This window comes from Variovorax sp. ZS18.2.2, assembly GCF_024701975.1.
Taxonomy (GTDB): Bacteria; Pseudomonadota; Gammaproteobacteria; order Burkholderiales; family Burkholderiaceae_C; genus Variovorax.
In genome coordinates this window covers 446,911-468,681 of sequence record NZ_JANLNM010000006.1, presented here as the reverse complement: position 1 = coordinate 468,681, position 21,771 = coordinate 446,911, and the positions used below count along the sequence as shown (strand labels likewise).

General features: G+C 68.6%; 21 protein-coding genes. 8 read left to right on the top strand and 13 right to left on the bottom strand.

Annotation, left to right across the window (positions count from 1 at the left end; genetic code table 11):
* Positions 1-38 precede the first annotated feature (38 nt).
* From NU688_RS23780 to NU688_RS23770, 3 genes are all read right to left on the bottom strand, one after another.
* Positions 39-536 carry a YiaA/YiaB family inner membrane protein gene (locus NU688_RS23780; RefSeq protein ID WP_257863270.1) on the bottom strand — a complete coding sequence of 166 codons (498 nt, stop codon included), beginning with the start codon at positions 534-536 and terminating at the stop codon, positions 39-41.
* A 117-nt stretch (positions 537-653) separates the two neighbouring features.
* On the bottom strand, positions 654-2,609 hold the full coding sequence (locus tag NU688_RS23775; RefSeq protein WP_257863269.1) for an MFS transporter: 1,956 nt from the start codon (positions 2,607-2,609) through the stop codon (positions 654-656).
* 14 nt (positions 2,610-2,623) lie between these two features.
* Positions 2,624-3,481, bottom strand: a complete 858-nt coding sequence (locus NU688_RS23770; protein WP_257863268.1) for a hypothetical protein — start codon at positions 3,479-3,481, stop codon at positions 2,624-2,626.
* A gap of 140 nt (positions 3,482-3,621) precedes the next feature.
* Between NU688_RS23770 and NU688_RS23765 the strand changes: the two genes are divergently transcribed.
* Entirely contained in the window at positions 3,622-4,356 is a 735-nt protein-coding gene (locus NU688_RS23765; protein ID WP_257863267.1) for a helix-turn-helix transcriptional regulator, read from the top strand.
* 4 nt (positions 4,357-4,360) lie between these two features.
* Here the strand turns inward: NU688_RS23765 and pyrF are convergent, their stop codons facing one another.
* From pyrF to NU688_RS23740, 5 genes are read right to left on the bottom strand one after another with little or no spacing between them, the layout of a single operon-like run.
* A complete protein-coding gene (pyrF, locus tag NU688_RS23760; RefSeq protein ID WP_257863266.1) occupies positions 4,361-5,185 on the bottom strand; it encodes an orotidine-5'-phosphate decarboxylase in 825 nt (274 codons plus the stop codon).
* A gap of 27 nt (positions 5,186-5,212) precedes the next feature.
* Complete coding sequence (locus NU688_RS23755) at positions 5,213-6,004, bottom strand: uracil-DNA glycosylase family protein (RefSeq protein WP_257863265.1); 792 nt, start codon at positions 6,002-6,004, stop codon at positions 5,213-5,215.
* Positions 6,004-6,546: a ribosomal protein S18-alanine N-acetyltransferase gene (gene rimI, locus NU688_RS23750; RefSeq protein WP_257863264.1), complete on the bottom strand. Its 543-nt coding sequence runs from the start codon at positions 6,544-6,546 to the stop codon at positions 6,004-6,006. The genes NU688_RS23755 and rimI overlap by 1 nt, the downstream gene beginning before the upstream one ends.
* Entirely contained in the window at positions 6,543-7,268 is a 726-nt protein-coding gene (gene tsaB / locus NU688_RS23745) for a tRNA (adenosine(37)-N6)-threonylcarbamoyltransferase complex dimerization subunit type 1 TsaB (protein ID WP_257863263.1), read from the bottom strand. The genes rimI and tsaB overlap by 4 nt, the downstream gene beginning before the upstream one ends.
* A 47-nt stretch (positions 7,269-7,315) precedes the next feature.
* A complete protein-coding gene (locus NU688_RS23740) occupies positions 7,316-8,089 on the bottom strand; it encodes a DeoR/GlpR family DNA-binding transcription regulator (protein ID WP_257863262.1) in 774 nt (257 codons plus the stop codon).
* Positions 8,090-8,175: 86 nt separating this feature from the next.
* On the opposite strand from NU688_RS23740, the gene NU688_RS23735 reads away from it, so the two are divergent.
* The 3 genes from NU688_RS23735 (at position 8,176) to NU688_RS23725 (ending at position 11,964) form a co-directional block, all read left to right on the top strand.
* Positions 8,176-8,763: a GDP-mannose pyrophosphatase gene (locus NU688_RS23735; protein WP_257863261.1), complete on the top strand. Its 588-nt coding sequence runs from the start codon at positions 8,176-8,178 to the stop codon at positions 8,761-8,763.
* Positions 8,764-8,791: 28 nt separating this feature from the next.
* Complete coding sequence (dacB, locus tag NU688_RS23730; protein ID WP_257863260.1) at positions 8,792-10,216, top strand: D-alanyl-D-alanine carboxypeptidase/D-alanyl-D-alanine-endopeptidase; 1,425 nt, start codon at positions 8,792-8,794, stop codon at positions 10,214-10,216.
* Between the two features lie 182 nt (positions 10,217-10,398).
* Positions 10,399-11,964, top strand: a complete 1,566-nt coding sequence (locus tag NU688_RS23725; RefSeq protein WP_257863259.1) for a S9 family peptidase — start codon at positions 10,399-10,401, stop codon at positions 11,962-11,964.
* A gap of 69 nt (positions 11,965-12,033) precedes the next feature.
* On the opposite strand, the gene NU688_RS23720 is transcribed toward NU688_RS23725, so the two are convergent.
* The 3 genes from NU688_RS23720 to purE are packed head-to-tail and all read right to left on the bottom strand — an operon-like array spanning position 12,034 to position 14,773.
* A complete protein-coding gene (locus tag NU688_RS23720; protein ID WP_257863258.1) occupies positions 12,034-13,035 on the bottom strand; it encodes an L-threonylcarbamoyladenylate synthase in 1,002 nt (333 codons plus the stop codon).
* Complete coding sequence (locus tag NU688_RS23715) at positions 13,032-14,225, bottom strand: 5-(carboxyamino)imidazole ribonucleotide synthase (protein ID WP_257863257.1); 1,194 nt, start codon at positions 14,223-14,225, stop codon at positions 13,032-13,034. Before NU688_RS23715 ends, NU688_RS23720 begins: the two co-directional genes overlap by 4 nt.
* Positions 14,222-14,773 (bottom strand): 5-(carboxyamino)imidazole ribonucleotide mutase, encoded by a 552-nt coding sequence (gene purE, locus NU688_RS23710; RefSeq protein ID WP_257863256.1) that lies wholly within the window; start codon positions 14,771-14,773, stop codon positions 14,222-14,224. The genes NU688_RS23715 and purE overlap by 4 nt, the downstream gene beginning before the upstream one ends.
* Positions 14,774-14,809: 36 nt before the next feature.
* On the opposite strand from purE, the gene NU688_RS23705 reads away from it, so the two are divergent.
* From NU688_RS23705 to NU688_RS23690, 4 genes are all read left to right on the top strand, one after another.
* Positions 14,810-15,730 carry a tetratricopeptide repeat protein gene (locus tag NU688_RS23705; protein WP_257863255.1) on the top strand — a complete coding sequence of 307 codons (921 nt, stop codon included), beginning with the start codon at positions 14,810-14,812 and terminating at the stop codon, positions 15,728-15,730.
* Positions 15,731-15,855: 125 nt separating this feature from the next.
* On the top strand, positions 15,856-16,164 hold the full coding sequence (locus tag NU688_RS23700; RefSeq protein WP_257863254.1) for a helix-turn-helix domain-containing protein: 309 nt from the start codon (positions 15,856-15,858) through the stop codon (positions 16,162-16,164).
* Between the two features lie 41 nt (positions 16,165-16,205).
* A complete protein-coding gene (locus NU688_RS23695; protein ID WP_257863299.1) occupies positions 16,206-17,495 on the top strand; it encodes a type II toxin-antitoxin system HipA family toxin in 1,290 nt (429 codons plus the stop codon).
* Positions 17,496-17,557: 62 nt separating this feature from the next.
* Positions 17,558-17,998, top strand: coding sequence for an META domain-containing protein (locus tag NU688_RS23690; RefSeq protein WP_257863253.1), 441 nt, complete (start codon positions 17,558-17,560; stop codon positions 17,996-17,998).
* Between the two features lie 55 nt (positions 17,999-18,053).
* On the opposite strand, the gene NU688_RS23685 is transcribed toward NU688_RS23690, so the two are convergent.
* Positions 18,054-19,556, bottom strand: a complete 1,503-nt coding sequence (locus tag NU688_RS23685) for a hypothetical protein (RefSeq protein ID WP_257863252.1) — start codon at positions 19,554-19,556, stop codon at positions 18,054-18,056.
* A 14-nt stretch (positions 19,557-19,570) separates the two neighbouring features.
* Positions 19,571-21,694: a carboxypeptidase regulatory-like domain-containing protein gene (locus NU688_RS23680; protein ID WP_257863251.1), complete on the bottom strand. Its 2,124-nt coding sequence runs from the start codon at positions 21,692-21,694 to the stop codon at positions 19,571-19,573.
* Positions 21,695-21,771: the final 77 nt, after the last annotated feature.

Here is a 21,771-nt window from a genome sequence, read left to right as displayed (position 1 = left end):
GATCTTTCGTTCGTTGGCGGTGGTTGAAAAATCGGCGTTCATTCGGCCGAGGCGGAAGCAGCAGCTTCCTGGCGGGCGGCGCGGCGGCCTTGCAGGCGGGCGTCGATCAGGTCGGCTTCATGACGGTCGCGCAGCGTCTTGGCCAGCGTGAAGGCCGAGCTGATGAGAAACAGCCAGCTCACGCCCAGGAAGGCCTTGTAGGCGTCGTTGATCTCCATGCGGACCAGGCCCCAGCCGGTCAGGCCCATCGCGGTGAAGAAGCTGCCCCAGACCACGAGGCGCCACATCGGCACGTCGCGGCTGACGGTGCCTTCGGCCTGCTGGTTGTCACGGATGAACTTCGCCAGCATGAAAGCGGTGCTCAGGCAGAACACATAGCCCATCACCATGAACGCCCGGTCCAGCGCCTCGCCCGGCAGCCAGCTCAAGCCGGTGGCGCAGAGGAAGACGGCGACTGCGAACGACGCCCAGACCTGGAACTGCCAGGCCCGCGTGTCACGCTGGATCGAAACGGTGGTGGATGAGAAGGGTTGCATGAGTGCCTCGCGGCGTTGTGAAGGTGGGCGAATGATGGTTCGCCACCGCACCGCGGGACTCGAATGCTTCGACCAGTTGCGGTTTGAGCCGCCACTGGTATCTCTTCAGGATACTTTTCAGGCCGCCAGCAGCCCGCTCACGCGCTGCTGCAGCGCCTCGGGCCGCACCTCGGACGGCGGCACGACTTGGCCGACGTTCAGGCCCACGCGGCTGTAGAAGCCGCGGCGGAAGGGCTTGGCCATCGCGACCTGCTGCCCGCCGCGCAGTTCGATGCGGCTGAAGTACGAGCCCCAGAGGTTGGTCAGCGCCATCGGGATCACCGGCGGCTCGATGCCTTCGGCGCGCGCACTCTCCACGATCTTCATCACGCCGCCCTTGAAGGGCTGCAGCGTGCCGTCGCGGGTGATCGCGCCCTCGGGGAAGATCGCGAGCAGGTCGCCTTCCCGCAGCACCGCCAGCGCCTTGGCGAAGGCCGCTTCGTAGGCGGCCGGGTCTTCCTTCTGCGGCGCGATGGGAATCGCCTTGGCCAGCTTGAACAGCCAGCCGAGCACCGGCACCTTGAAGATGCGGTGGTCCATGATGAAGCGAATGGGCCGCGGGCTCGCCGCCATCAGCAGCACCGCATCGATGAAGCTCACGTGGTTGCACACCAGCACGGCCGCGCCTTCGGTGGGGATGTGCTCGTCGCCCTTGATCTCGAAGCGATAGACAAAGCGCGACAGCACCCAGGCCACGAAGCGCAGCAGGTACTCGGGCACCAGCATGAAGATGTAGAACGCCACCACCGCGTTGGCGATGCCGGTGAACAAGAAGATCTGCGGAATCGTGAAGCCCGCGCCCAGCAGCGCGCCCGCGATGACCGAGCTGCCGATCATGAACAGCGCGTTGAGGATGTTGTTCGCCGCGATGATCCGCGCCCGGTGCGTGGGCTGGCTGCGCAGCTGGATGAGCGCGTACATCGGCACGCTGTAGAGGCCGGCGAACAGCGACAGCAGCCCGAGATCGGCCATCACGCGCCAGTGCGCAGGCTGGTGCACGAAGGCGCCCAGGCCCATCTCGGCCACCTTCGGCAGCGCGCGCGAGGCGAAATACAGGTCGATCGCGAACACGCTCATGCCAATCGCGCCCAGCGGCACGAGGCCGATTTCCACCTGCCGGCGGCTCAGCGTCTCGCACAGCAGCGAGCCGACGCCGATGCCGATCGAGAACACCACCAGCAGCAGCGAGGCCACCTGCTCGTCGCCGTGCAGCACTTCCTTGGCGAAGCTGGGGAACTGGCTCAGGAACACCGCACCGAAGAACCACATCCACGAAATGCCCAGCAGCGAGCGGAACACCACCACGTTGCCGTGCGCGAGCTTCAGGTTGCGCCAGGTCTCGCTGAAGGGGTTCCAGTTGATGACCAGCCCCGGGTCGGTGGCCGGCGCTTGCGGAATGGCCTGCGCCACGCCCCGGCCGGCCAGCGCGAGCAGCACGCAGGCCACGGCCACGCTCGTGTGGCCGATCTGCGGCACCGCCACCAGGAGGCCGCCCGCCACCTGGCCCAGCAGGATGGCGACGAAGGTGCCCATCTCGACCATGCCGTTGCCGCCGGTGAGCTCGCGCGAATCGAGCACCTGCGGCAGGTAGGCGAACTTGACCGGCCCGAACAGCGTGGAGTGCAGCCCCATGAGGAACACGCAGCCCAGCAGCACCACCGCATTGGCGGTGACGAAGCCCCAGGCCGCGATCAGCATGATCGCGATCTCCAGGTTCTTGACGAAGCGGATCATCTTCGTCTTGTCGAACTTGTCGGTGAGCTGCCCGGCCGTGGCCGAGAACAGCAGGAAGGGCAGGATGAACAGCGCCCCGATCGCCAGGCCCGCCATGGCCGGCGGCATCCAGCTGAGCTGCAGCTGGTAGGTCACCATGACGGTGAAGGCGAACTTGAAGAGGTTGTCGTTCGCCGCGCCCGCGAACTGCGTCCAGAAGAAAGGTGCGAAGCGCCGCTGTTTGAGCAAGGCGAACTGGTTGGCGTGGGCGTTCGCTTCGTGAAGCGCCACAGGGGTGGCGGCAGCGGCGGGGGTTGTCATTCGAAGAATTCTCCTCAGGCCGTCACAGCGGCTGCGTCGGGATTGTGCCGCAGCAGATCCTCTTGCCAGCCCCTCTCGAGCGACCTGAGCGCCAGCAGAACAGGCAGGCCCGCCAGCGCCGCCGTCAGGTGCTTGAGCGTGTGGCCGGACAGCAGGTGCTGCGTCGCCTCGTAGATCTGGCGGTCGCCCATCTCGAAGGCCTTGGCCAGCGCGTAGAAGAAGATCACCCAGCCCAGCTTGAGCCCCAACGCACCGCGCATCGGCCTGGCCAGCGCCAGCACGAGCACCAGTGCCATGCCGCCGAACTGCACCAGCGCCCAGGGCATGACATTGCCGGTTTCCTGCGACACCTCGGCCGCCAGCAGGCCGGCCGTCAGGATGAACCAGGCGGCCGGCCAGCCGGCGCGCTGGCTCACCCGTTCGCACACCGCGATGCCGATCAGCCCCGCGAAGGCCACCGCCATGCCGGCGCGGTCAGCGGCGAGCCGGGGGGCGTCGGGCATCAGGTGATAGAAGGCCGAGCCGGCGGCGGTGGCGATCAGGCCGGCGAAGAAGAGCCAGGCGCAGTCCAGGGTGTTGTCCGGCGGATCGCTGGCGGGCGGGGCCAGCGGGAACTCGGCCAGCGCCTCCTGGTGCGAGCGGTCGATCCGGTTGAGGCGGTAAAGACCGAGGAAGCCGATGACCACGAACGGCAGGTTGCTCAGCACGTCCATTGCGTTCGGCAACCCGTGCCAGGCCCGGTTGTCGGCAAAGACCGAGGCGAACGCCACGTCGGCAGCCGGCAGCGCGGGGCCGAAGAAGGCGAGCAGCGTGAGCAGCGCGAAGGTGAAAAGCAGGGCACGTTCACGGCGGCTGAAATCGGGCAAGAGCATGGCGGTCCTCGGTGGGGTGGGTAACGAGCCGCGGAATTTAGTTGCCAGTCGCTCTGCAGGCATCGAGAATCGATACGAGGCACTATTTCACACCCAACGGTATCCTTTTCTAATACCCACCTCGCGCCACGCACCCCCTCATGAGCACCACTGTCGACCTCGTACTCGCCCTCAAGAACGAACTCAAAAGCGCCCGCATGACCTACGCCGACCTGGCCCGGTCGCTCGACATGGCCGAATCCAGCGTCAAGCGGATGCTGGCCAAGAGCGACATGCCGCTGTCGCGCGTGGACGCCATCTGCCGGGCCCTGAAGATCGATTTCGCCGAACTCGCCCGGCGCGTGGCCGACGCCCAGCCGTTGCTCAAGGAACTGACGCAGGAGCAGGAAAAGGCGGTGGTCAAGGACAAGAAGCTGCTGCTGGTGGCCATCAGCGTGCTGAGCCAGTGGACGCTGGAGCAGATCGTGGCGGCCTACCGGATCAGCGAGGCCGAGTGCATCGGCTGCCTCGCGCAACTGGACCGCATCGGCATCATCGAGCTCAGGCCGCTCAACCGGTATCGCCTGAAGCTCGCCAAGACCTTCCGCTGGCGGCCGCACGGCCCGGTGATGGAGTTCTTCCGCGAGAACGTGGTGCTCGACTACTACCGCGGCGGCTTCGACGGCCCGGCCGAGGGCCTGCTGCTGGTGCACGGCTCGATCAGCCGTTCGCTGGCGCCGGCCTTCCTGGAGCGGCTGCAGCGCGTGGCGCAAGACTTCGCGCAGCAGCACCAGACCGACCAGAAGCTGTCGGCCAAGGACCGCGAGGGCTACACGCTGCTGCTGGGGATGCGGAACTGGGAATTCGAGCTGTTCACCCGCCTGCGCCGCGCCTGACGGCTCAGGGCTTGGCGGCTTCCAGTGCGTCGCGGGTCGCGCGGGCGGCGTTCTTGGCCGCATCGGCGAAATCTTCGCCCGACGAGGCGTAGATGATCGCCCGCGACGAGTTCACGATGATCGGCGCATCGGCCCGCCAGCCGGCGCGCACGGTAGCGACCGCGTCGCCGCCCTGGGCGCCGACGCCCGGAATCAGCAACGGCACCGTCGGTGCCAGCTCGCGCACCCGCTCGATTTCCGCCGGGTAGGTCGCGCCCACCACAAGGCCGAGCTGGCCGTTGAGGTTCCACGGCCCCTGCGCCAGCTTGGCGACGTGTTCGTAGAGGAAGGGCTGGCCTTCGATGTCCGCCAATCGCTGGCCCTGCAGGTCGGCGCCGCCCGGGTTGCTGGTGCGGCACAGCAGGAAGGCGCCCTTGCCCTCGTGCTTGAGGTAGGGCGCCACCGAGTCGAAGCCCATGAAGGGCGAGAGCGTCACCGCGTCGGCGCCGTAGCGCTCGAAGGCTTCGATGGCGTACTGCTCGGCGGTCGAGCCGATGTCGCCGCGCTTGGCGTCGAGGATCACGGGCACGTGGGGCGCGTTGCGGCGCATGTGCTCCATGAGTTTCTCGAGCTGGGCTTCGGCGCGGTGCGCGGCGAAGTAGGCGATCTGCGGCTTGAAGGCGATGACCAGGTCGGCCGTCGCGTCGACGATGCGCGCGCAGAAGTCATAGATGCTGGCGGCGTCGCCCTTGTATCCCCCGGGGAACCTGGCCGGCTCGGGATCGAGCCCCACGCAGAGCAACGAACCGTTTTTTTGCTGTGCGGCGGCCAGCTTGTCGAGAAAAGTCATGGGGGCCGATTTTAAGGACCCCATTCGTCAGTCCTGCTTCGACGGCGTTTGCTGTTCCGCAGCGAGGCAGAGGTCAGCCCAGGCGCGGCCCTTATCGGCGGGGTTTCGCAGCAGGTACGCCGGGTGGTAGGTCGCCACCACCGGCACGCCGCTGACCGATGCCAGCGGCACCGCACGGCCGCGCAGCTTGCCGAGCGGGTCGCCGCTCTGCATCAGGCTTTGCGCGGCCAGCGGGCCCATCGCCAGCACGACGCTCGGCGCCAGCGCGGCGGCATGTTCCCCGAAGGCTTCGGCCATCTGGCGCGGGCTGCCGGGCTGGCCGGCGGCCACGCCGCGGTGCGTTCGCATCAGGTGCACCGGCGTCTTGCCTTCGTGCAGCTTCAGGGCGCGCAGCATGTTGTCGAGCAGGCGGCCGGCATCGCCCGAGAAAGGCTCGCCGTGGCGGCCGTCGGCCTCGGGCGGCATGTCGGCCACGACGAGCCAGCCGCCTTGCAGGGAGGCCGGGGCTTCGGCCACGTCGGCATAGAGGCGGCAGGGCGCTTCGACAAGCACGGCGGCGCCTTGCGCTGCGGGCGCCGTGGCCGGCCGGGCAACCGGGGCGGGTGCCGCCACCGGCCTTGCGACAGGCGGAGGCGCAGCGACCGGCGCTTCCGGCACATACCGCTCAGCGACCGGCTCCGGCGTCACCGCCTCTTCGACGACCGGCGCAGCCTCGACCACATCGGCCACCTGAGGGACGGGCCACCAGACCTTGACCCCCATCTCGTCGAGCATCGCGCGCTGGCGCGCATCGAGCTTCAGTGTCTGCGCGGCGGTCATTACTTCAGGGCTCCCCAGGCGGAGCCTGTTTCGTTCAAACGCAAACTCATCACGACCGCGTCTTCACGCTTGCCTTCGAACGCCGGGTAGTAGCCCTTGCGCACGCCGACGCTGCGAAAACCCTGGCGCGCGTAGATCTCCAGCGCCCGCCGGTTGCTCTCGCGCACCTCGAGCCAGAGCCACTGCGCGCCCTCGGCACGCGACCAGCCGGTGAGTGCCTCCAGCATCAGCGGCGCCCAGCCCTGGCGCTGGAAGGCCGGCGCCACGGTGAAGTTCAACAGGTGCACCTCGTCGACGCCCTTCATGGCGACGAAATAGCCGATGAGCGTCTCGCCCAGGCTGGTGACCGGCGAGGTCACGCCCTCCGCGAGGCCGGGTGCCAGCAGGCACTGGCAGTGGTAGCCGACGGCCATCGAATCGGTGAAGTTCGCGCGCGTCCAGGGGTGGGTGTAGGCCGTCAGCTCGACCGCGCAGACAGCGTCGATCCGCTCGATGGTGAGCGGCTCGAGGCGGGCTTCGACGGGCTGGAGGACAGCGCTCATGCAGTGGTGGGTGGCGTAACGGCGGCAGCAGCAGCCGCCTTGATGGCGGCGCGCTCCTCGGTGGTTTGCGCCACTTTATCGCGAACATAGAGCGGCCAGGCCTGTGCCGCGGGAACGGTCCGCCCGGCCGCGAGCAGCGCGGGCGCCAGCCGCAGCATTGCGGTAGCGGTGGGCAGCACCTCGTGGCGGGCGGTGGCCGGCGCGAGGCGCGGACCGTAGGCGACGAAGGCATTGCCGGCGAGCGACCAGCCGGCAGGCACTTCGAGTGCTTCGGGAGCCAGCAGTAGCGGTTCGTCGTCGCCGCCGAGCGGGCCGGCCGCATCGAAGTCGTAGCGCGCGGCGTAGAGCTGATCCATGCGCGCATCGAGCACGGCGACGACCTGCCTTGCGCCGAAGGCGTGACGCGCCTCCTCGGCCACGGCCAGCAGCGTGTTGACCGGCAGCAGCGGCACGTTGGCGCCGAAGGCCAGGCCCTGCGCCACCGAGCAGGCGGTGCGCAGACCCGTGAAAGAACCCGGTCCGCGGCCGAAGACGATGGCATCGAGATCTGCCAGCGCCAGCCCGGCATCGGCCAGCAGTTGCTGGATCAGCGGCAGCAGCGTGGTCGAGGCCTGCGCGCCGCCTGCGCCGCTGTGTGCGAGCAGTTGCTCGCCGTTCTGCACGGCCACCGACAGGTGCTCGGTGCTGGTGTCGAAGGCGAGGAGGCGGGACGCGAGAGGCATCCCCCGATTATCGAGGGCACCCCAAGGTCGCGCGCACGCCGGGCAAATCAGCCGGCACCCGGGTCGTCACTGCGCAGGATGGCGAGCCCCGCCTTGCGCAGCGGCGCCAGTGCCTTGGCGGGCGCGTCCGGCGATACCAGGAGGCTCGTTGCCGCGGTGACGGGGTTGATCACCCAGGCCGACGCCACCCCGAGCTTCTCGGACGAGGCCAGCACCACCGTCTCGGCGGACGCGGCCATCAGCGCGCGCTTGATCTCGGCTTCCTCGATGTCGCCGGTGGTCAGCCCGGCCTCGGCATGCACGCCGGCAACGCCCATGAAATAGGTGTCGGCATGGACCCGCGCGATGGCGCCCATGGCCGCGGCGCCCACCGCCACCAGCGAATGCTTGAAGAGCCGCCCGCCGATCAGCACCACCTCGAGTTGCGTGTGCGACACCAGCTCGATCGCCACCGAGGGGCTGTGGGTCACCACCGTCGCCTGCAGGTTCCTGGGCAGATGGCGCGCGAGCTGCACTGCCGTGGTGCCGCCGTCGATGAACACCACCTGCCCCGGCTTCACCAGGCGCGCGGCGGCGCGGCCGATGGCCACCTTCTCGTCGGGCGCGAGCTGCTGGCGGCTTGCGAAATCGGTGTCGGCAGGCGCAATGGGCAGCGCGCCGCCGTGCACGCGCTGCAACAGGCCTTCGGCGGCCAGCTCGCGCAGGTCGCGGCGGATGGTGTCTTCCGAGAGCGCGAGTTCTTCGCTGAGCGACTTGGCGACGACATTGCCGTCGCGCTGCAGGACCGAGAGGATGTGTTGCTTGCGCTGGCGGGTGAGCATCGGCCGATGGTAGTCGGGTTGCACGATTTCTGCACGAGTTTTCTTGTTATTGCACGAATTTGCATTCACGCCTATGCTCGCCGCCCATGACCATTCATGACCGCGTCCGGGTGCACGAAGTCACCCTCCTTTCCGACAACTGGTACACGCTCAGGACCACCCGCTTCGAGTGGCTGCGCAACGACGGCCAATGGCAGCGCATGGACCGCGAGACCTACGACCGCGGCAACGGCGCGACGCTGCTGCCTTACAACCTTGCGCAGCGCACGGTGCTCCTGACGCGGCAGTTCCGCTACCCGGCCTTCGTCAACGGCCACGACGACCTGCTGATCGAGGCGGCCGCGGGCCTGCTCGACAACGCGGCGCCCGAGGAGCGCATCCGCGCCGAAGTGGAAGAAGAGCTCGGCTACCGGCTCGGCACCGTGCAGAAGATCTTCGAGAGCTTCATGAGCCCGGGCTCGGTGACCGAGAAGCTGCACTTCTTCGTCGCGCCCTACGAGCCCGCGATGCGCATCGGCAGTGGCGGCGGGCTGGCCGAGGAGGGCGAGGACATCGAGGTGCTCGAACTGGGCATCGACGAGGCGCTCGCGATGGTGGCGGACGGCCGCATCGCCGACGCCAAGACGGTGATGCTGCTGTATCACGCGAAGCTGCACGTCTTCGCCGCCGCATAGCGGCAGGCATGGCCGGGATAATCGCCGGATGCTTTTCGCCACCCGCCTGATCCCGCCGCTCTTCGTTTGTCTCGCCGCGCTGGCCTCGGCCAGCGCCTTCGCCCAGCAGGCCCTCCCCACCGAAGTCGAAGCTGCCCTGGCGCGCGCCAAGGTGTCGCGCGAGACGGTGACGATGCTGGTGATCGATGCCGACGGCACCCGCCCGCCGCGCCTGGCCTGGCGCTCGCAGGTGCCGGTGAATCCGGCGTCGATGATGAAGCTGGTCACCACCTATGCGGCGCTCGACCTGCTCGGGCCCGCCTACAGCTGGAACACGCCGGTGTACGTCGAAGGCTCGGTGAGCAACGGCGTGCTCAACGGCAACCTCTACATCAAGGGCCAGGGCGATCCGAAGCTGGTGCTCGAGCGCGTGTGGCTGATGCTGCGCCACGTGCAGGGCCTGGGCATCACCACCGTGAGCGGCGACATCGTCGTCGACCGCAGCGCCTTCGAGAACACGGTCGAGAACGACCCGAGCGCCTTCGACGGCGAACCGCTGCGGCCTTACAACGCCTCGCCCGATGCCCTGCTGATCAACTTCAAGTCGGTCAACATGACCTTCGCACCCGACCGCGCCGGGCAGATCGCGCGCGTGAGCTACGAGCCGCCGCTCGCGAGCGTGGCGATGCCGCCCACCGTGCCGCTCATGCCCGGCGAATGCGGCGACTGGCGCACCGCGCTCAAGACTGATTTCAGCGACGTCAACCGCATCCGCTTCAACGGCGGCTTTCCGGCCGCCTGCGGCGAGAAGAGCTGGGCCGTGGCGTACGGCGATCCGCGCACCTACAGCCTGCGTGCGCTCGGCGGCATGTGGGCCGAGATGGGCGGACGCGTCGGCGGCCAGATGCGCGAAGGCCGCGTGCCCGCGGGCCTGAAGCCGGCCTTCGAGTTCGGCTCGCCACCGCTGGCCGAGGTGATCCGCGACATCAACAAGTACAGCAACAACGTGATGGCGCAGCAGGTCTTTTTGACCATCGGCCTCACGCAGAAGAACCGCGGCACCTTCGAGGCCTCGCGCAGCGCGCTGGGCCAGTGGTGGCGCGACCGCATCGGCACCGGCGAGGCGCAGCCGGTGTTCGAGAACGGCTCGGGCCTTTCGCGCGACGAGCGCATCAGCGCCGCTGCGCTGGGCAAGATGCTGCAGGTGGCATGGCGCTCGCCGGTGATGCCGGAGCTGATGTCCTCGCTGCCCGCCTCGGGCGTCGATGGCACGCTGAAGAAGCGGGCCCTGCGCTCGGGCGGTGCCGCGCACCTGAAGACCGGCACGCTGCGCGATGCCTCCGGCGTGGCCGGCTACGTGCACGGCGCGAGCGGCCGGCGCTATGTGCTGGTGGCCATCGCCAACGGCGAGAACGCGGGCGCCACGCGCGCTGCGTTCGACGCGCTGGTCGACTGGGCCGCGCAGGACAACTGACGGCCCCGCGGTCGCCCGTCATTGGCCGTGTACTGAAATCTTCTGCCCGGCAAATGCCCGCTTGCGCACCGCCATGGTGCCGAACAGAATCGGACGGTCGTTCTATTCCAAACAGATCCATAAGGATCATCCAGCGCAGGAGACATGCCTTGACGAAGCCGCAACCCTCATCCCCCCACCCGATGCGCAAGACAGCCGCCCTGACGGCGCTTGCCGGCGCAACCCTGTTGCTGCTCGCCGCCTGTGGCGGCGGTGGTGACGGCGGCGGGGGTATCGGCGTGATCATTCCTCCCCCGCCCGCACCCGACAACGGCCGGGGCTCGGTGGTCACCAGCCCGCCCGAGCAGACGGCCAAGCTGTCGGCCGACCAGTTCAGGGCCAGCCTGCAGGCCAGCGACCAGGGCAAGGCGCTGCTGCAGGTGGCGGGCACGCCCAAGTGCGGCGTCGACCTGCGCTACCTCGAATACCGCACCGTCGGCGCGAAGAGCGAAGCCACCAACGCCACCGCCGCGATCATGGTGCCCACCGGCTCCGACACGGCCTGCAGCGGCCAGCGGCCCGTGGTGCTCTATGCCCACGGCACCACCGCCGCCAAGAGCTACAACCTGGCCAAGTGGACCGATACCACGCAGCCGGCCGCCGGCGAGGGCCTGATGGTCGCCGCCATGTTCGCGGCGCAGGGCTACATCGTGGTCGCGCCCAACTACGCGGGCTACGACAAGTCGACGCTCGCCTACCACCCGTACCTCAACGGCGACCAGCAGGGCAAGGACATGGTCGATGCGCTCACCGCGGCGCGCAAGACCTTCTCGGACATCGGCGCAAACGCCGCCGGCTCGCTGTTCATCACCGGCTACTCGCAGGGCGGCTACGTGGCGATGGCGGCGCACCGCGAGATGCAGGCCACGGGCAAGACCGTGACGGCCTCGGCGCCGCTGTCGGCGCCCTCGGCCATCAGCCTCCTGACCGACTACACCTACCAGGGCTGGCCGGCGCTGGGCGCGACGCTGTTCGTGCCGCTGCTGTCGACCAGCTGGCAGCAGCAGTTCGGCAATGTCTACAACGCCACCAGCGATGTCTACGAAGCGCAGTACGCCACCGGCATCGACACGCTGCTGCCGAGCCCCACGCCGGGCACGCTGTTCTCCAGCGGCAAGCTGCCGCAGCTGGCGCTGTTCCCGGCGAACGCCACGCCGGGGCCGGTGAGCCCCGAGCTGTCGATCTTCTACGGCGCCAACAACCTCATCAAGCAGAGCTTCCTGACGCAGGCGGCCGGCGACATCCAGGCCACGCCCTGCCCCGGCAATGCGCTGCCGCCCACGCCGGCGTCCCTCGGCTCGGCCTCGCCGCTGGACTGCAGGCCGTCCACGGGCTTCCGCAAGGCGGCGCTGGCCAACGACCTGCGCAACTGGGTGCCGGCCCGGCCGATGCTGATGTGCGGCGGCGCCAACGACCCGACGGTGAACTTCGTCAGCACCCGCGCCACGTCGGGCTATTTCCGCGCCAAGGGCGTGCCGGCCGCCGCGCTGGCGGTGGTGGACCTGGAAGATTCCGCCGCAATCGACGCCTACTCGACGGCCCGTGCCGGCTTCGCGCAGGCCAAGGATCTGCTGGCGCAGAGCACGCCGGGCAGCGCGGCCGACAAGGCGCAGGCGGTCACCCTGGCCTACCACGGCACGCTGGCGCCGCCGTTCTGCCTGGCGTCGGCACGCGGCTTCTTCCAGGGCGTGCTGGCCGCCGGAGGCTGAGACCAAGGCTTGCCTCCTGCCGGGGGCAACACCTGAGGCCCGGCAAAGCCGGTTCCCCGGTGTTCTGGATCAGGCCGCCGAAGCTCGCTGAAGGCGGTCTCTGACGCCTTCCCACTCGGGCGTGTCGGGCGGCGTCTCGACCCAGATCAGCTTGACGCCCTCTGCGTCGAACTCGCGCAGCACCGCGAACAGCTGGTGCGCGCTGGCCGCCGCGTCGTCGGGCATGCGCCGCTGCAGCACGCGCTGCGAGCGGCAGCGCAGGCTGGTGCGCGACCAGACGGCGATGTGCGCGGCATTGGCGCCGAGCACGTCGAGGCCGGTCTGCAGCGCCTTCGCGTCCATCAACCGCACCTTGGCGTTCGGTGCGTAGTGCGCCTCGAGCGTGCCCGAGGCGCGCGGGTCGGGGGTTTCGAGCACGTCGCGGTCGCTGAGCTTTTCGCCGCAGGCCGCTTCGATCTGCGCGCGCGTGATGAGGCCGGGGCGCAGCAGCACAGGCGCGCCACGGCTGCAGTCGACGATGGTCGATTCGATGCCGACCTCGCAGGCGCCGCCGTCGACCACCGGCACCGCATCGCCGAACTCCTCGTACACGTGCTGGGCCGTGGTCGGGCTCACGCGGCCGAAGCGGTTGGCGCTCGGCCCTGCAACGCCCGGCACGCCCTGCTCGGCGCAGGCTTCGAGCAGCGCCTGGGCCACGGGATGCGAGGGGCAGCGCAGGCCGATGGTGTCCTGCCCGCCGGCCGCCGCGGCACCGACGCCCGGCTGGCGCGTGACGATCAACGTGAGCGGGCCGGGCCAGAAGGCCTGCACCAGCTTCTGCGCGAAGAGCGGCAGCGGCTGGGCGAAGCGCGAGAGCGCCTCGGTGCCCTTCATGCCGGCCGCGACGTGAACGATCAGCGGGTGGTCGGCGGGCCGCCCCTTGGCCTTGAAGATCCCGGCGACCGCCATGTCGCTGCTCGCGTCGGCACCGAGGCCGTAGACGGTCTCGGTCGGGAACGCGACCAGCCCGCCCGCGCGCAGCACGCGCACGGCCTCGGCGATGGCTTCAGGGGATTGGCCGTCGAGGATCATGCGAGGCCGGTCACTTCCACCGGCGGCAGTCCCAGCAGCAGCGCGGCCTGCGAGGCGTTGGCGCGCACACTTTCCAGCGTGGCGCCGGTGAGGGTCAGGTGGCCCATCTTGCGGCCGGGCCGCGGCTCGATCTTTCCGTAGAGGTGCAGGTGCACGCCGGACAGCGCGAGCACGTCGCTCCAGCGCGGCGAAACGGGTTTCTCTTCACCCGAGGTGAACCACAGGTCGCCCAGCAGGTTCAGCATGATCGCGGGGCTGTGCTGACGCGGCGGCGCGAGCGGCAGGCCGGCGAGGGTGCGCACCTGGAGCTCGAACTGCGACACGTCGCAGGCTTCCATCGTGTAGTGGCCGCTGTTGTGCGGACGCGGGGCCATTTCGTTGACCACCAGCGAACCATCGGCCAGCGCGAAGAACTCGACGCACAGCACGCCCACGTAGCCCAGGCCGTTGGCGATGCTTTTCGCGGAATTGACCGCGCCCTGCGCCACCGTCTTGGGCATGTTCAGCGCATGCACCTCGGTGACGGCCAGGATGCCGTCGCGGTGCAGGTTGCGCTGGGGCGGAAAGTGAACGACCTGCCCGTCGCGGCCGCGCGCGAGGATCACCGAGCATTCGAATTCGAGCGGCAGCAGCTTCTCAAGCACGCAGGGCACGCAACCCGTGGCCTGCCAGGCCTCGACCAGCTCGGCGCGGGTGCTCACACGCTGCTGGCCCTTGCCGTCGTAACCGAGGCGCGCGGTCTTCAGGATGCCGGGCAGCAGGCGGTCTTCGACGGCAGCGAGCTGGGCGGCCGTCTCGATGGCCGCATAGGGCGCGCAAGGCACGCCGCAGCGGGTGAAGTGGGCCTTCTCGGCGATGCGGTCCTGCGCGATGGCGATGGCCGAGGCATCGGGCGACACCGGCCGCGCCACCGCCAGGTGCTCCAGCGAGGGCGCGGGCACGTTCTCGAACTCGGTCGTGACCGCGTCGGCCAAGCCGGCGAGGCGGGCGAGGCCGTCGACATCGGCGTAGTCGGTGTGGATGTGGTGATGGCTCACCCGGCCGGCGGGGCTGTCGGCGTCGGGGTCGAGCACCGCGGTGAAGTAGCCCATGCGCTGGGCTGCGTGCGCGAACATGCGGCCCAGCTGGCCGCCCCCGAGCACGCCGAGCGTGGCGCCCGGGAGGATGGGCAGGTCGCCATTCTTGGTCACAGGGCACCTCCGCCTTGCGGCGAGAAAGGAGAAACCGCAGGGGCCTCGCCGGCGGGTGCCGGCGGCAGCGTCATGGCTTCGGCGGCGGCGGTCTGGGCCGTGCGGAAGGCATCGAGCTTCGCGCGCAGCGCGGGGTTGTTCACCGCCAGCATCGCCACCGCGAACAGCGCCGCGTTGGCCGCGCCGGCGTTGCCGATCGCGAAGGTCGCCACCGGCACGCCCTTGGGCATCTGCACGATGCTGTAGAGGGAATCGACGCCCTGCAGGTGGCGGCTGGCCACCGGCACGCCAAGCACCGGCACCGTGGTTTTGGCGGCCAGCATGCCCGGCAGGTGGGCCGCGCCGCCCGCTCCCGCGATGATCGCGGTGAGCCCGCGCCCGGCGGCGCTTTCGGCGTACGCGAACAGCGCATCGGGCATCCGGTGGGCCGAGACCACCTTTGCTTCGTGCCCGATTCCGAATTGCTGGAGAATCTCGACCGCGTTGCGCATCGTCTCCCAATCGGAGCTCGAGCCCATCACTACCCCGACCTGAATGGTTTCGTTCATGGTTTCAATTTTACGTTTCACCCCCAGTTGGTTCCGATGATCGACATCACTCTCGAAAATTTCCAGGCCGAGCTGATCGAAGGCTCCGTCGCCACGCCGGTGCTGCTGGACATCTGGGCCGAATGGTGCGGCCCCTGCAAACAGCTCGGACCGGTGCTCGAAAAGCTCGAGGTCGAGTACGCCGGCCGCTTCACGCTGGCCAAGCTCGATGCCGACAAGGTGCCGCAGATTTCGTCGCAACTCTCCGAAATGTTCGGCGTGCGCAGCATCCCGTTCTGCGTGATGTTCAAGGACGGCCAGCCGGTCGACGGCTTCGTCGGTGCCATTCCGGCCGAGAAGATCCGCGAATTCCTCGACAAGCACGTGCCCGGCGCCGATGAAGCCGAAGCCGCTTCGGAAGAAGCCGCCGCGCAGGAAGCGCTGGCCGAGGGCGACACCCTGGGCGCGCTCGAGAAACTGCAGCACGCCGTGGCCACGGACCCGGCCAACGACGACGCCCGCTTCGACTACATCAAGCTCTTGCTGCAGGAAGGCCGCGTCGATGACGCCAAGGTCGCCTTCGCACCAGTGATCGCCAAGACCGGGCTGGTGCGCCGCTTCGACTCGCTGCAGCGCTGGATGGACGCCATCGACTTCGCAGCGCCCGTCACCGGAGCCGCCCCCGCGATCGCCGAGTTCGACGCGAAGATCGCCGCCAACAAGCGCGACTTCGACGCCCGCTTCGGCCGTGCCCGCCTCCTGATGGCCGAACAGCGCTGGACCGACGCGATGGACGAGCTGCTCGACATCCTCATGCGCGACAAGAGCTGGAGCGAAGACCTCGCCCGCAAGACCTACATCGCGATCCTCGATGTGATCGAGCCGCCAAAGGTGAAGGTGGCCGACGGGCAGATTCCGCCGGACGATCCAGTCGTAGCCACCTACCGTCGCCGGCTCAGCAGCGTGGTACTGAGCTGAAAGCACAAAATGCGCAGTTCGATGCGCATCAAATAGAAAAAGCGACTCAAGGGTCGCTTTTTTATTGCTCATTCGTCCCTAGATAGATAGCATTGCTACTCAATCTGAAGAGAAAGCGTACGCCAATGCTCCAACTCACCGAAGAACTAGAAAAAGCCCGCAGGGCTGGCGGCCTGAGCCAGGAAGCGCTGGCTACCCAGGCTGGCCTTTCGCGCATGACGGTGCAGCGCATCGAAAGCGGCCAGATCGATCCGCGCCTGTCGACGCTGCTCGAAATGGCCCGCGTGCTGGGGCTGGAGTTGATGCCCGTGCCCGCTACCCTGCGCCCGCAGCTCGAAGACTTCGTGCGCTCGGGCGGCCGCCTGCTCGGCCAGCCGGCGGGCGTGGGCGCGCCGCCGTCGATCGCGCAGAGCCTGGCTGACGAAAGCCGGTGAGCACCCGCGCCGCCTTCAACACCGGCATCCGCTACCTGCGGATGTACCTGCATGCGCCGGATGGTGGGCGGCGCGCCATCGGCTATCTCTCGCAGTACGGCGACATCCTGCGCGTGTCGTTCGACGAGGCGTACATCGCCGATGCGGGCCGCCCGACGCTTTCGCTCGCCTACCGCGGTGCGGACGAGGCTTCGACCCGCGCCATCCTGGCCTCGGCGCGCGACACTCGCGTCTCGCGCAGCGACGGCCACTGGCCGAGCTACTTCCAGAACCTGCTGCCCGAAGGCCACAACCGCGAACGCCTTGCGCAGCAGCGCGGCTGCGCGGCCGACGACGAGTTCGAGCTGCTGGCGGCCGCCGGCCACGACCTGATGGGCGCGCTCGAGGTCGAGCCGGTGCCGACGGCCGAAGGCATTCCCGACACCGTGCGCCACTGGCACACCGCGCTCGGGCTCGACGTGCTGGAGCCCGGCTTCGTCGAAATGCCGGTGGAAGACGCCGCCGCCATCCCGGGCGTGGTGACCAAGTTTTCAGCCGTGCAGGACGGGCGGCGCTACGTGGTACGGCGCCATGGAGCGGCCGGCTCCTTCATCCTCAAGCTGCCGAGCACGCGGCATCCTGACCTGGTCGACAACGAGTTCACCGGCTATCGCCTCTGCGGCGCGCTGGGCCTCGATTGCGCCGAAGCCAGCGTGATCGGCCGTGCCGACGCCGACCTGCCCGAGCAGGTGCGCTTCGAGCAGATCCTCGCGGTGCGCCGCTTCGACCGCACGCAGGAAGGCGGGCGCATCCACATGGAGGAGTTCGCGCAAGTGCTGCAGTACGAGCCCCGACAGAAATACGGCCGCGGCCTGGCGGTCGACTGGCCCGCGATGCTGCGCGTGCTCGACAGGCTCTCGCCGAACCCGGTGGCCGACGTGCGCGAGTGCGTGCGACGCATCGTCGCGTTCATCCTGCTGGGCAACAGCGACGCGCACCTGAAGAACTGGGCGCTGCGCTACCCCGACGGCGTGACGCCGGTGCTGGCGCCGCTCTACGACCCGGTGTGCGTGGCTGCCTTCTTCGAGGACGTGCCGGCCGGCGACTACGGCGTGAACCGCGCGATCGACGCGAAGTTGCGCGCCTTCGACTGGCCGGCGCTGGATGCCCTGCTGCGCTCGGCGGGCCTGCTGCGCCCGGCGCGGCTCATGGCCATTGCCCGCGACACGGTGCGCCAAGCGCAAGCCGAATGGCCCGCGCTGCTCGCCCGGGACGGCACACCGCCCAGCGTGCGGCGCTGCGTGGAGGCCCGGCTGGCGGGCGGCGTGGCGTTGGCGACATTGGCGAGCTAAGCCACGTCGCATACGATGGCGCCCGATTCATCTTGTTGCAGATTCAAAAGGAAAGACTGGCCATGCGTTCCTTCGCCCGCCACATTGCGCTCCCCGTGCTTGCAACGGCCGCGCTGCTGACCACCTTGACCGGCTGCGGGAGCGGCATCAGCCTGGACGAACCCATCGAAGGCCCGGTGTGGCGCCTCGCGCAGTTGGGCGACGAGCCCATCGCGCCGGGCGGCGATGCGCAGATCCAGTTCGACCGCAGCAGCGGGCGCGTGAGCGGATCGGGGGGATGCAACCGCGTGTCGGGCACGTTCACCCGCAGCGGCATCACGCTGAAGATCGGGCAGCTGGCTTCCACGCGCATGGCCTGCGCCGACCCGGTGCGCGGCGCCAACGAGGCGCAGTTCCTCTCGGCCCTGCAGAGCACGACGAGCTACAGCCTTGCGCCGGGGCGGCTGGCGCTGCTCGATGCTGGCGGGCGGACCGTGGCGACGTTGAGCAGCACGGGGCGCTGACCCGCGCACATTCGAATCACGGGAGGGTCCGCGAGCCCGCGACCGCGGACCTCACTCAGGTCTTCTTTGGCTTGGCACTGCACAGGCGCGCCGCGCCAATGCCCGCCTCGACCTTCTCGAAGCCGAGTTCGCCCGCCACGGCCTTGACCCCTGCATCGAAGTCCGGTTTCTCCGCGCTGAATTTCTTGCGCAGGTCACCACTGGCCTTGGTGGCTACTTCTCCAACGGCACGTTCATAGCGATCGAGCTTGGCGACCAAGCCGACTGTCGCCCTTCTTGCATCCTCCAGCGCATCGGCTGTGCTGCGTTCATCCGCCCCCATTGCCTTGGCTTGCAGGGCTGCGTTCCGGGTCCGGGTCAAGGTCTCCGCGATGGCCTTGGCATCGGCAAAGCAACCGAAAGCGGTTGCGCCCTCCTTGTCCGAGAACTGCGTCCCGAGCGCCGAACGCAGCGATTTCAACGCCGTGGTCAACGTGGCCGTCGCCGCGGGCGTGGCCTTGTCCCCGATCACGCCCACGAGATCGTCCTCCAGCACTTTCAGCGTCCGCTCGGTCCGCCCGAAGGACTGCGCAGCGGCCGCCACGACATCCGTTCCGCGCGTCGCATCGTAGGCCGGCCCGGCGCCACCGCGCAGCACCGCATCACCGGCAGCCAACGGCATTCCGCCCACCAGCAAGGAACTCGCTTCGATGTTCAGCGCCGCGGCCAGCTTGTTGAACTCGTCCATGGCTTTCACATCGCCAGACGCCAGCGCACGGGCAAGCCTGTCCTTGAGCAGGGCCCGGTTGATGGCGTCGCGCCCCGGCTCGTTGAGCCTCTGCAGCGCTTCGTTGGCCTGCTCCAGCCCATTGGCGATGTTGCAGGACGCGTCGTAGCGCACGCCATCGGCCACGGCGGCGGCAATGTCGTAGCGGGCATAGGGTTGCGCCTGTGCCGCCTGCAGCTGGATACGCAGCTCCTTGCGCTTTTCGTCGATGGCCTTCGTGATCACGGAGACGGCCAAATTGGCGTAGTACTCGTTGTTGTACTCGGCGCGCACGCCCGACACCAACGCGCTCAGGCCCGACAGATTCTGGGCAGCCCGAATGCCGGGCACCAACGCGCCTGCAGTGGCCAGCACGCTGCTGCCGACGGCGAATTGGAAGTTCACGTCGGAGTTATCCTTCTTGAGGAACTGGAAAAACCGGCCGCACCGACGTTCGGAGGCCGCCAGCAGGCGGTTTTGCGCCAGATTGCGGCGCTCCTCGGGCGTCGCTTCGTCCGCGCGCGTCGAGAAGCCGGCGAACACCAGGTCGTAGCGAACGGAGTAAGTCAGCCTGTCCCAACCCTTGCGGCCGTCGCGCTCGCGTTCGTAGGCTTGCTTCGCCAGGCCCTTCGGGTCGAGCAGCTCGATCAGGTTGACCTGCTCGAGCGCGTGATGGGTCACTGGCTCGGCACCGGAGCGGCGCAGATCCTCCCAGTTGCTGGCGGTGTTGTTGTCGTACTTGTCCGTGGCACAGGCGCCGAGCATGGCGAGACACGCCAAGCCCAGAAAGCGATGCAGTCGTGTGGTGGTCATGGCGTTCTCCAGCTTCATTGCAGCTTGTAGAGGCCCAGCAGCCTGCTCATCTCGACCTGCCGCGAGCTGCGCGCCCAAAGTTCGAAACTGTTGACGGTGCTGCCCTCGGCGTACTGCGGGGCACCGAAGCGGGTGTCGCAATGCGTGTCTGCCGCAGTCTGTGGCGAGCACAAGAGTTGCACCTTGCGCGCCTGACCACTGACACCGGTGGTGTCATTGAAACGCGCGCCGGGCGCGGAGGCACCGGCAGGCGCGCGGCCCAGCGCGCTGAACGAAGTCGGTGCCAAGGCGCCGACCGGCACGGCCCAGCCGTCCTGATTGCCATCGGCGCTGAAGTCGACGATGTTCGGCTCTGCCTGGCTCGGCGCGCCGAAGGCGAAGTCGCCGGTGGTCTTACTCGCGGCGACCAGTTCGGCACGCAGCGCCGGGGTGACCTCCGCAAAGGCCGACTGCCGAATCTCTCCGATCGTCAGCGGCCGCGACAGCGTGCGATGGTGCTGCACCACGTTCTGCACGGCGCTGTCGGCGTGAACGAACTCCAATGTCCACGCGCCCTGGTTGTTCAGTGCGGCGATTCGCGCATCGGTGTACTGCGGGCTGACGAAATAGATGCCGCTCTCTTTTTCGCTCGGGTTGCCGGGCGTGACCGCGTTCTGGTATTCGCCGCGCAGTCGGAAGACCGGGGTCGCCGTGGGCGTGAGGCCATCGTCGCGCGTCACCACCAGGTAGGACAGGCCCGGCTGCGGCAGGTAGATGCGCTGCTCGCCCGTGGGCGCGGTCACCTTCACCTTGCTGAAAACCGGGCTGCCGGCGCCGTCGATGCGGTTGTCGATGCTGATGTTGTAGCCAGTGGTGAAGGAGTTGAAGGCCGGCGTGTTGAGCAATTCGCGGTTCTGGGCGAAAGGGCGCACGCTGACGTTGTAGGCATTGCCGTTGCCTGTGAGCTTGAGAACGCCCCCGACCTCGCGCGCTGCGAGGGTGTCGGTGTCGGTGTTGCCGAACGCGTCGGTCCACCGGTAGCTCAGGACCATGGTGCTGCCGTCGCGGAAGAACTCGACATTGCCCTGCTCCCATCGGAGTCCCGTCGCACCTGCGCGGAACAGGCTCGCAAAAGCGCCGACGTTGTTTGCATTGCGTCCGACGCCTCGGCCATTGACGACGTAGTTGGCCGGATCGTCTCCCTCGAACAGCGTGCGGCAGGCCGGCGCGATGACATCGGCCGCGGTACCGATGGCGTTGCCCGCATCGCTGCTCGCGTTGACGCGCTGTGACAGCGGCAGCGCGTAGCAGGCACTCAGACGCTTCAACAAGTCGGACACCACGCCGGGTGCGGGCACGGGCGCAAGTTGTTGCGCGGTCAGCGTGGCCGGCAGCGCCGGGATTGCCGCATCGCTGCTGCGGAACACGATCGACAGCGGTGCGCTGCCGGCCGCGGCCGGCAGCGTCTTGACGGTGATTTCGACATTCGCGGCAGAACCGTCAGGTCGCACGCTGACCGAAATGGTGTCGAGCAACTTGTCCTGGCCTGTGCCATCGGCGGAGAACACGCCGCCGATCGGATCGATGCTTTCGTTCAGGCCCAAGGCCTTCAACAGCGGCTGCAGTGCCGCGACCAAAGCGCTCACCTGGGACCGCAAGGTGTTGGCAGTCACGGTCCCGGGTGCCAACTGAATCGCAGCAGCCAGGTTGCCCGGATGGCCCTGCGGCGCAAGCCTGGACACGACGATCGTGGTGAGCGGCGTCACGTTGGCGGTGCCGTCGGCCGAACTCGCCGTGGCGCTGTACAGAACCTGCTCGTCGCGCGCAGCGCGTATGACCAGCGGCGCCTTGGTGCCGACCGGCAGGATGCAGCGGTAGCTTCCACCGGAATCGGTAGTGGTGCTGCAGACCGTTGCGCCCGTAGCATCGGTCACAGTGATCGCAGCCTGCACGAATGCGGCACCCGTGGCCGCCACACCGCTGAGCGTGCTGCTCGACGCCACGGGGGGTGGTTCGACCGGTGTGCCACCACCGACAGGCCCCACGGGCCACCCGCCTGCGCCACTCCCACCGCCTCCACCGCCACAGGCCACAAGGACCAGGGAAAACGCACCGATGACCGCCCCGCGGCGGGCAGAAGAAAAAAGTACCTGCTTCATGGAAACCTCTCGGCCTTGTGTGACAAGCCGGAATCCGACGCGGATTCCGATGTCGGCCAGTGTTCTGGCCTTGGCCT

Coding starts and splice junctions, on each gene's coding strand:
- pyrF (WP_257863266.1), bottom strand. CDS start 5,185: ATGACTTTTCTCGACAAGCTGGCCGCCGCACAGCAAAAAAACGGTTCG.
- rimI (WP_257863264.1), bottom strand. CDS start 6,546: ATGAGCGCTGTCCTCCAGCCCGTCGAAGCCCGCCTCGAGCCGCTCACC.
- NU688_RS23780 (WP_257863270.1), bottom strand. CDS start 536: ATGCAACCCTTCTCATCCACCACCGTTTCGATCCAGCGTGACACGCGG.
- NU688_RS23765 (WP_257863267.1), top strand. CDS start 3,622: ATGAGCACCACTGTCGACCTCGTACTCGCCCTCAAGAACGAACTCAAA.
- NU688_RS23700 (WP_257863254.1), top strand. CDS start 15,856: ATGCTCCAACTCACCGAAGAACTAGAAAAAGCCCGCAGGGCTGGCGGC.
- NU688_RS23775 (WP_257863269.1), bottom strand. CDS start 2,609: ATGACAACCCCCGCCGCTGCCGCCACCCCTGTGGCGCTTCACGAAGCG.
- NU688_RS23680 (WP_257863251.1), bottom strand. CDS start 21,694: ATGAAGCAGGTACTTTTTTCTTCTGCCCGCCGCGGGGCGGTCATCGGT.
- tsaB (WP_257863263.1), bottom strand. CDS start 7,268: ATGCCTCTCGCGTCCCGCCTCCTCGCCTTCGACACCAGCACCGAGCAC.
- NU688_RS23770 (WP_257863268.1), bottom strand. CDS start 3,481: ATGCTCTTGCCCGATTTCAGCCGCCGTGAACGTGCCCTGCTTTTCACC.
- purE (WP_257863256.1), bottom strand. CDS start 14,773: ATGAACGAAACCATTCAGGTCGGGGTAGTGATGGGCTCGAGCTCCGAT.
- NU688_RS23735 (WP_257863261.1), top strand. CDS start 8,176: ATGACCATTCATGACCGCGTCCGGGTGCACGAAGTCACCCTCCTTTCC.
- NU688_RS23725 (WP_257863259.1), top strand. CDS start 10,399: ATGCGCAAGACAGCCGCCCTGACGGCGCTTGCCGGCGCAACCCTGTTG.
- NU688_RS23705 (WP_257863255.1), top strand. CDS start 14,810: ATGATCGACATCACTCTCGAAAATTTCCAGGCCGAGCTGATCGAAGGC.
- NU688_RS23720 (WP_257863258.1), bottom strand. CDS start 13,035: ATGATCCTCGACGGCCAATCCCCTGAAGCCATCGCCGAGGCCGTGCGC.
- NU688_RS23690 (WP_257863253.1), top strand. CDS start 17,558: ATGCGTTCCTTCGCCCGCCACATTGCGCTCCCCGTGCTTGCAACGGCC.
- NU688_RS23695 (WP_257863299.1), top strand. CDS start 16,206: ATGTACCTGCATGCGCCGGATGGTGGGCGGCGCGCCATCGGCTATCTC.
- dacB (WP_257863260.1), top strand. CDS start 8,792: ATGCTTTTCGCCACCCGCCTGATCCCGCCGCTCTTCGTTTGTCTCGCC.
- NU688_RS23755 (WP_257863265.1), bottom strand. CDS start 6,004: ATGACCGCCGCGCAGACACTGAAGCTCGATGCGCGCCAGCGCGCGATG.
- NU688_RS23740 (WP_257863262.1), bottom strand. CDS start 8,089: ATGCTCACCCGCCAGCGCAAGCAACACATCCTCTCGGTCCTGCAGCGC.
- NU688_RS23685 (WP_257863252.1), bottom strand. CDS start 19,556: ATGACCACCACACGACTGCATCGCTTTCTGGGCTTGGCGTGTCTCGCC.